Origin of the sequence: Arenimonas sp., assembly GCF_041913985.1 — a bacterium.
In the GTDB taxonomy this organism is placed as follows: Bacteria; Pseudomonadota; Gammaproteobacteria; order Xanthomonadales; family Xanthomonadaceae; genus Arenimonas.
Genome location: NZ_JAYSEG010000054.1, coordinates 1 through 8,032, shown reverse-complemented (window position 1 = coordinate 8,032; position 8,032 = coordinate 1). Strand labels below are relative to the sequence as shown.

The 8,032-nt window shown below is 69.2% G+C and carries 6 protein-coding genes and 1 pseudogene; all 7 read right to left on the bottom strand.

Features of this window, described 5'->3' with window-relative positions; translation table 11 throughout:
* Window positions 1-564 (bottom strand): annotated as a pseudogene (locus ACE3Q2_RS13110) (F0F1 ATP synthase subunit alpha); the annotation flags it as partial.
* 57 nt (window positions 565-621) lie between these two features.
* Window positions 622-1,152: a F0F1 ATP synthase subunit delta gene (locus ACE3Q2_RS13105; RefSeq protein ID WP_374474453.1), complete on the bottom strand. Its 531-nt coding sequence runs from the start codon at window positions 1,150-1,152 to the stop codon at window positions 622-624.
* Window positions 1,153-1,165: 13 nt separating this feature from the next.
* Window positions 1,166-1,636 carry a F0F1 ATP synthase subunit B gene (locus ACE3Q2_RS13100; RefSeq protein WP_043803642.1) on the bottom strand — a complete coding sequence of 157 codons (471 nt, stop codon included), beginning with the start codon at window positions 1,634-1,636 and terminating at the stop codon, window positions 1,166-1,168.
* Between the two features lie 94 nt (window positions 1,637-1,730).
* Window positions 1,731-2,021, bottom strand: a complete 291-nt coding sequence (atpE, locus tag ACE3Q2_RS13095; RefSeq protein WP_374474454.1) for a F0F1 ATP synthase subunit C — start codon at window positions 2,019-2,021, stop codon at window positions 1,731-1,733.
* 51 nt (window positions 2,022-2,072) lie between these two features.
* Window positions 2,073-2,870, bottom strand: coding sequence for a F0F1 ATP synthase subunit A (gene atpB, locus ACE3Q2_RS13090; RefSeq protein ID WP_374474451.1), 798 nt, complete (start codon window positions 2,868-2,870; stop codon window positions 2,073-2,075).
* Between the two features lie 21 nt (window positions 2,871-2,891).
* Entirely contained in the window at window positions 2,892-3,263 is a 372-nt protein-coding gene (locus ACE3Q2_RS13085; RefSeq protein ID WP_374474449.1) for an ATP synthase subunit I, read from the bottom strand.
* Window positions 3,264-3,387: 124 nt separating this feature from the next.
* The gene (locus ACE3Q2_RS13080) at window positions 3,388-7,806 is read right to left on the bottom strand and encodes a reprolysin-like metallopeptidase (protein ID WP_374474448.1); all 4,419 of its coding nucleotides are present in this window, start codon (window positions 7,804-7,806) and stop codon (window positions 3,388-3,390) included.
* Window positions 7,807-8,032: the final 226 nt, after the last annotated feature.

The following is an 8,032-nucleotide window of genomic DNA, read 5'->3' as shown; positions in this document are numbered from 1 at the left end:
CTTCTGGTTGATGATCGCGTCGATCGCCAGGGCGGTCTTGCCGGTCTGGCGGTCGCCGATCACCAGCTCGCGCTGGCCGCGGCCGATGGGGATCATGCTGTCGACCGACTTGTAGCCGGTCTGCACCGGCTGGGCCACCGACTGGCGCCAGATGACGCCCGGGGCCACGCGCTCGACCGGCGAGGTCAGCTTGGCGTTCAGGGCGCCCTTGCCGTCGATCGGCTCGCCCAGGGCGTTGACGACGCGGCCCAGCAGCTCGGGGCCGACCGGCACTTCGAGGATGCGGGTGGTGGTCTTGGCGACGTCGCCTTCGCGCAGGTGCTCGTAGTCACCCAGCACCACGGCGCCGACCGAGTCGCGCTCGAGGTTCAGCGCCAGCGCGAAGGTGGCGTTCGGCAGCTCGATCATCTCGCCCTGCATCACGTCGGCCAGGCCGTGGATGCGCACGATGCCGTCGGACACCGAGGTGACGGTGCCTTCGTTGCGGGCCTCGGCCGACAGGGCGACCGATTCGATGCGGGCCTTGATCAGTTCACTGATTTCGGACGGGTTGAGCGTCTGCATGGGTATGTCCCTGGGTCGTCCGGCCGGGGCCGGCGCTTGGTTCAAAGGAAAATCGGATCAGTTCGCCAGCGCCGCCCCGAGGCGCGCCAGCTTGGTGCGGATCGAGCCGTCGATGACCACGCCGCCCGCGTCCACCACGGCGCCGCCGATCAGGGCGGGGTCGACGGCGGTGGCCACCTCGACCTCGCGGCCGAATCGGCGCTTGAGCGACGCGGTGAGCTGCGCGATGGCGGCGGCGTCGAGGGCCGTGGCCGAGGTCACCGTCGCCTTCACCACCTGCTCGGCCTCGGCACGGAGCTGGTCGTAGAGGCCGGCGATCTCCGGCAGCAGGCCCAGGCGACGGTTGGCCGCCAGGACGTCGACGAAACGCTGGAACGCCGGGTCCACCTCGCCCTTGGGCAGCACGAGCTTGGCGAGGTCGGCGGCGGTCACGCGGGGGTGGCCGATGAGGGCCTGGACCTCCGGGTGCGCCGCGACCCGGGCGGCGAAGCCCAGCAGGCCCGACCACTTGGGCAGCGCGCCCTGCGCCTGGGCCAGCTGGAAGGCGGCGCGGGCGTAGGGGCGGGCGAGGGTGATGGCTTGGCTCATGGCGTCGTCCGGATCAGATGTCGGCGGCGAGCTCGTCGAGCAGCGCCTTGTGGGCGTTGCCGTCGATCTCCTTGCGGATCAGGCGCTCGGCACCGGCCACGGCGAGGGCGGCGACCTGGTGGCGCAGCTCTTCCTTGGCACGGGTGGCGGCGGCGCCGATCTCGGCTTCGGCCTGCAGGCGGATGCGCTTGGCTTCCGTGATGGCCTCGTCCTTCGCCAGGTCGATGATCTGGGCGCGGCGGGCTTCGGCCTGGGCGATGATCTCGTTGGCCTTGGCGCGGGCTTCGCGCAGGACCTCGTTGACCTTCTCCTCGGCCTGCGCCAGGTCCTTCTTGCTGCGGTCGGCAGCGGCCAGGCCCTCGGCGATCTTCTTCTGGCGCTCTTCGATGGCAGCCAGCAGCGGCGGCCAGATCTTGGTCGCGATGATCCAGATGAGGCCGGCGAAGGCCAGCGCCTGGGCGATCAGGGTTGCATTGATGTTCATGGCTGCGCTCTATCCGGTGTCTACCTGGGCCCTTGCGGACCCTTGCACGGCAACCCGGCCCGGCAAGGCGCCGGGCGCGGGTTCGGGCGTGGGATTAACCCAGGCGCGAGACGAACTCGCCGATCAGCGGGTTCGCGAAGGCGAACATCAGGCCGACGGCGACGGTGATGATGAACGCGGCGTCGATCAGGCCGGCGGTGATGAACATGCGGACCTGCAGGACCGGGATCAGCTCCGGCTGGCGGGCGGCGGACTCGAGGAACTTGCCGGCCATGATGGCCAGGCCCAGGCCGGCGCCCAGCGCGGCGAGGCCGATCATGATGCCGATGGCCAGGATGGTCGAGGCCTGCACGTTGGCGAGGAGGGCGAGAGCTTCCATGGTGATTCTCCGAGCGGATTTACTGGTGGAAAGGATGGGTTTGGAGCTGAAACGGTTTTAGTGATGCTCTTCCATGAGGCTCAGGTACACGATCGAGAGCATCATGAAGATGAAGGCCTGCAGCGGGATCACGAGCAGGTGGAACAGCATCCAGCCAAGGCCGAACACGCCCGCCGCGATGGCGCCGGCGACACCCACGCCGCCGAGCACCCAGATCAGGAGGAACACGATCTCGCCGCCGTACATGTTGCCGAACAGTCGCATGGCCAGCGAAACCGGCTTGCTGACGAGCTCGACGATGTTGAGCAGGATGTTGGCCGGGAACATCCACGGGCCGAACGGCGCGGTGAAGAACTCGTGGGCGAAGCCGCCCAGGCCCTTCGCACGCAGCGCGAAGAAGATCATCAGGAAGAACACGCTGAACGACATGCCGAGCGTGGCGTTCACGTCGGCGGTCGGCACCGGCTTCCAGTAGTTCACGCCGATGGCGTGCAGCGGGATGGCGAAGAAGTCGGCCGGGATCATCTTGATGAAGTTCATCATCAGGATCCAGCAGAACAGGGTGATGGCGATGGGCGTGACGAGCTTGCTGCGGCCCGGGTAGGCGTCGCGCGCCTGCTGGTCGACGAACTCAAGCACGATCTCGACGAAGGCCTGCCACTTGCCCGGCACGCCCGAGGTGGCGCGGCGGGTGGCCATCCAGAAGCCGAACACCATCAGCAGGCCCATCAGCAGCGCCATGATCAGGGTGTCGGCATTGAGCGTCCAGAAGCCGCCTTCGCCCACCGTGATGGTGAGGTTCTTGAGGTGGTGCTGGATGTAGCTCGTCGGGGTGAGTTCGGCTTCGCTAGCCATTGCGTCCAACCTTGGGTTGATTCAACGTGCCGTCACCGCCGCCACCGCGGAGGCGGCGAAGGCGAACGCCAACCCCGCGACCAACGGCAGGGCCGGCAACTTCAAGATGCCTATCGCCAGCACGAACACGGCGGCGACCAGCACCCACTTTCCCACCATCCCCAGCAGCAGCCGCCCGAGGGCGCCCGTTGCCGACTGGACCCCGCCGCCGAGCAGCGCCTGGCCCATCAGGACCGAGCCCAGCACGACCGCAGCCGCCCCGATGCCCGCCGCCAACCCGGCCTTCGGCCCGGACAGCAGCCCGGCGATGCCTGCGACGACCGCCCCGGTCACCACTTGGGCCAGCACGGTGTGGCGCGCCAGGCGGGTTCCGGCAACAGGGGTTCGGGACACGGGTGGATCCAAACGGGCCCAAGGGAAAGCCCCCGGGCGTGGGGCCAAAATTATACGCGGCCGCAGCGGCCCTTCTCAAGGGCCACAAGCGACAAATCCGGTATTTTTCAGGCCCCTGCGCCGCCTATTGTACGGGACATCCCTGGGTCGTGCCGGGGCCACCGAGCAATTGCACGGCATCGTTGCCGGTCCAGGTCCCGGGCACCCCGCCGACGAACACCCCGTCGAGCTCCATGCCCACCAGCCCGCCAGCCCCGAAGCGGCGCCTCAGGGTGCCGATGTCGGCCCGGGCGGGCGCCCCGGTGCGCTCGCACAGCGGGCAGAAGCCAGTGAGCTGCTCGAGCGGGAGCACCGCGTCGGCCCCGGCGAAACGGGGACTTTCGGCGGTCAGGAAGCGCGGTACGCCGCGGGCGTCGTAGACGAAGGCCGCGTAGAACTCGTAGTCGGGGAACATCTGCACGCTGTAGCCGGTGCCAGCGCGGGCGGGGTCGAACCAGTGCGAACTGGCGTCCACGGGCGCCCCGGCCAGCGTGGGGCAGCCAGCGCCGAACACCACCATGCGCTCGGAGCCGGACTCGCCGTCAAGGACATAGGTGTAGAGCACCTCGCCTTCCCCGGTGGCGGTCAGGGAGGCGAAGCCCACGCTGGTCAGCACGTTGGCGGCGCCGTTCCAGGCGGCCCGCATGATGGCGCTGTACCAGCGCGTTTCGCCCGGCTGCGGCGCCGAGTTCTGCAGGTAGTACCAGGTGGGCGTGCCGTCCTGCAGGTAGGTGTACCAGAGGCCAGCCCACTGGTTTCCCGCCGGGTAGACGAACAGGCCGTGGCCGCCGCGATCGGGGTTGTAGTACGAGCCCGGCGTGGGCAGGCGAGGCGAGCCTTCGACCGTCACGCTGAGGTTCGGGCGCTGGAAGCCGGCGCCCGGGTTCACGGGCGTGAGGTACCAGCGGCCCGGGCTCAGTTCGCCGCCGGGCACCGACAGGATGCGCAGGCCGGTCAGGCCCTGCCAGGAACGCTGGGCCTGGTTGCGTGGCGGGGCCGCCGGCACCAGCGCACCGTCCGGGCTCGGCGCCTTGGCCAGGTAGAGGTCCAGCGCCGCGCTGCTGGTGGAGCGGATCGTCAGGCCGGTGGCGCCTTCGGGCACATCGATGTACACACGGTCCGCGGCGGCGCCGGCGGGCAGCGCGAAGTAGGCGCCGGACCACAGGGGCGTGGGCCCCGCAACCGGGTCGACCCGGTCCACGCGGACCGGCACCAGGCGACGCGCGGCATCGGGACCCGCCTGTACGGAAAGGTAGGCTGCCGCCGGCTCACCGGGCAGGTAATCGGGGACCAGCCAGGACAACCGGGCGGGGAACGCTTCGCCGGCTGCGAGGTGTCCCGGCCCGGAGGCCGTGATCCGGCCGCCGTCTGCGGACTCGAGCTGGAATTCGAAACGCTCCACCTTGGCCAGCTGCGTCGCCCCGGAGCGGGTGTGCAGCATGGCCCAATAGCCGATGGTGTCGTTGGCGGGCACCGTAACCGCCAGCTCGCAGCGTTCGACGTCCACGGACATGGCGCTGGTGCAACGCACCTCCTCCGGTTCCGGGCGGCCGTTTTCGTTGTCGTCCACGCCGAGGTACAGGTCGACGTCGCCGCCCGAGGTGGATCGGGCATCGACCAGCACCCGGCGCCGGGTGTCGACCTGGCTTCCGACGCCCCCAGCGCTGAAGTCGATGCTGGCCTCCAGCGTCCCGAGCACGAAATCGGTGCCTGTGTTGCCAAGGTCCCACGGGGATTCCGGGGTGGGGTCCTTCGCCAGGTCCATGGCAGCGATGGCGAGGCGACTGCCGTTCATGGCCTGGATGCGTGCGTCGGGCAAGGCCGGCAGTCCGGCGAGTTCGACGTCGGTGAACCCCTCGCCGGTGCGTGTCTCGATGGCGATGTCCGGCATCGGCCGGCGCACGACCTGCACCAGGCCCTCGGTGCAGCGTCCCGAGCCTTCGCACAGGCGGTAGCCGAAGGCGTCATCGCCTGTTTCCCCAGCGCGCGGCGTGTAGACCAGCGCGTCGTCGGCGGCGGTGGACGCGGTGCCCGCCGTGTCGACCACCACGGCTCCGCCCGGCACGGTCGTGAACAGCACCAGGCTGCCGCCGGCCAGTCGCGCGGCCGTGGCGACGTCGTTGGCGAGCACGTTCAATCGCACGGCGCCGCCGGCCTCGCGGATCACGAAGCGATCGTCGCGGGCGACCAGCGGCGGGGTGCCCGCGGTGCCGTCGTCGTCGACGATCCGGCCGTTGGCGGTGGTGACGCCACCGCTGGCGCCGGTGATGTTGGCAAGGCGGGCGAGGAAGAATTCGTCGGCTTCGTCGACCGTGTCGCCGATGACCGCCACCGACGTGGTGGTCGTAACCTGGCCCGCCGGGATGACCACGACGTTGCCCGCGGGCGCCGTGTAGTCGCTGCCTGCCGTCGCCGTGCCGTCCTGGGTGGAGAGGATGAAGCTCACGTCGCTGGCGGATGCGGCGCTTAGCGCGACTGGGAACACCAGCTCGCGGGTGCCGCTGTTGCCTTCCTGCACGCTGGCGTCGGCGATGGAAAGCACGGGCGGGGCACCGCCCTCGCCATCGTCGTCCAGGATGGTGCCCCAGCCGAAGATGTCGTCGGTGCTGGCGCCGGTCACGTTGCTGATCATCAGCAGGAAACGCTCATCCTGCTCGACCTCGGCGTCGCCGTAGACGGGAACGCTGAACTGCACCGACGTCTGGCCCGGCTCTATCCGCAGTCCCTTGAGGAACACGACGGCGAAGTCCACGTCCGCCGTGGCCGTGTCGGGCGCCGGGGCGAAATTGGTGCTCTTGGCGTCGAAGGTGACGGCCGTGGCCGATGGCTGGCTCAGCGTGGCGGTAAACGTGGCCTGCGCCGTGCCGGCATCGCCTTCGGTCACCGAAACGTCGGCGACGTTCAACACGGGCAAGGGCTCGTCGTTGAGGATGGTGCCGACACCCTGGCCGTCCACGACGCGGGCGTTGCTTGCCGAGATGATATTGATCGCGAAGACTTCGTCGCGCTCGGCGAGGGTGTCGCCGCGCACATCGACGTCGAAGCTCGCCTGGGCCTGGCCGGCGGGAATGAGCAGGGTGGCGGTGGTGCCGACATAGTCGGCCCTGCCGGCGGAGCCATCCGCCGTTGCCAGCTGCAGCGTGACGCCCGGGTGCGACGAGGCGCTGAGCGTGATCGTGAAGCGCAGGGCGCGGCGGCCGCTGTTTCCTTCGGTGATGCTGGCGTCGTCGATGCGGACCGTGGGGCGGGAGTCGGCCGGCACGCCCGGCGTGATCGCGGCGATGGCGGCGGCTGCCTCGGTGAGGCCGCGAGCATTGTCGGCCTCGTTGGCATCGCCGCAGGGCAGCGACAGGCAGGACGTGATGCGGGGATTGGAGAACCGCCCGATGCGGACCTGCGGTGGCTGGGTGTAGGCCATCACGGTGGCGAAGCCGGCGGCCTCGTCGACCGTCCGGCGGAAGCCCCGGGAGTAGGTGTAGGCGCCATAGTCGCCTTCGGAGGTCTCGGTGTCGTGGTGCGAGCCCATGTTGTGGCCGAGCTCGTGCGCGAAGGTCCACTCACCGCAGTTGTCGTTGCGGAAGCCGCGGTCGCTGGTCACCGAGAAGCCGTATTGCTGGGTGAAAGGGGCGCCGTGGAATCCGCCGATCCAGCCGACGCCGCAGCTGTTCTGGGTGCTGCGGTCGAAATTTCGCATCAGCTTGACCAGGTCGGCGCCGTACTGCTCGCGCAGCCTCAGGGCCTCCACGCGGATGGGCAGCGATACGCTGCCGCTGATTTCGTCGAGCGCCTCGCTGTTGTCGTTGCGCAAGGAATAGTCCACCAGCTGCGCCGCCACGACGCGGACCCGCAGGCCCACGTCGCTGTCGACATAGGCCTGGTTGGTGATTGTCTCGAGATAGGCGATGCGTGTGAGCACCGCCTCGTTGGAGCCCATCACGGCAACGAGTTCGCCGTTGTACATCACGACGACATCCACTTGTTCGATGCCGGCCGACTTCATCGCATCCTGCCTTGCACGCAGCGACTTTGCGGCGGCGTCAGGCAGGGGCGGCAGCGCGAAATCGGCGCCACCGGGCTGTGCCAGGGAAGATCGACCCTCCACCAACCAGGCCCTTCCTGCCTGCGTCTCGATGCGCAACGGCTCGCCACTACGCTGGGGGATGAGGCCGAAACTCGCGGACTCGCCGAAGACGATCACCGCGGACTGGGGGCCGTGTTCGGTGTCGACCTTGGCGACCCAGGCGAGCAGGCCGTCCGGCCGCCGTTCGACGCGAATGTCCGTGGCAAGCACCGCCCGCCCCGCGGTACCCGGCAGCAGAACCCGGCCTGACGCAGGGACTTGGGAAAGTTCGCCGGTCGAAACGCTGAGGGGATAGCGCCGTTCGCCATCCAATGCGGCCGCGGCCTTCGCCGGGTCCGATCGCAGCGGCCCTTCGGGGAACGTGACGGCGCCTAAGGCCGTGGCCGGCACCAGCGCGAGCAGCAGCAGGAAGCGAGGGGTCACTCGGGGCACCCGTTCGATCGGCAAGACCGACAGAATTACCAGAGGCTGCCGCGCCCGGCCAGCCCACCCCGCCCGACCGGAAACAAAAAACCCCCGCCGGAAGGCGAGGGTTTGCGCTTTCAACGCGGTGTTCACAAAAGCGAAGGCCGGTCCTTTTGGGACCGGCCTTCTGGGGAAAAGCCCCTGGCGATGACCTACTCTTGCATGGCTTAGGCCACACTACCAT

Excerpts from the sequence above, each read along its gene's own strand:
- ACE3Q2_RS13105 (WP_374474453.1), bottom strand. The coding sequence starts at position 1,152 with ATGAGCCAAGCCATCACCCTCGCCCGCCCCTACGCCCGCGCCGCCTTC.
- ACE3Q2_RS13100 (WP_043803642.1), bottom strand. The coding sequence starts at position 1,636 with ATGAACATCAATGCAACCCTGATCGCCCAGGCGCTGGCCTTCGCCGGC.
- atpB (WP_374474451.1), bottom strand. The coding sequence starts at position 2,870 with ATGGCTAGCGAAGCCGAACTCACCCCGACGAGCTACATCCAGCACCAC.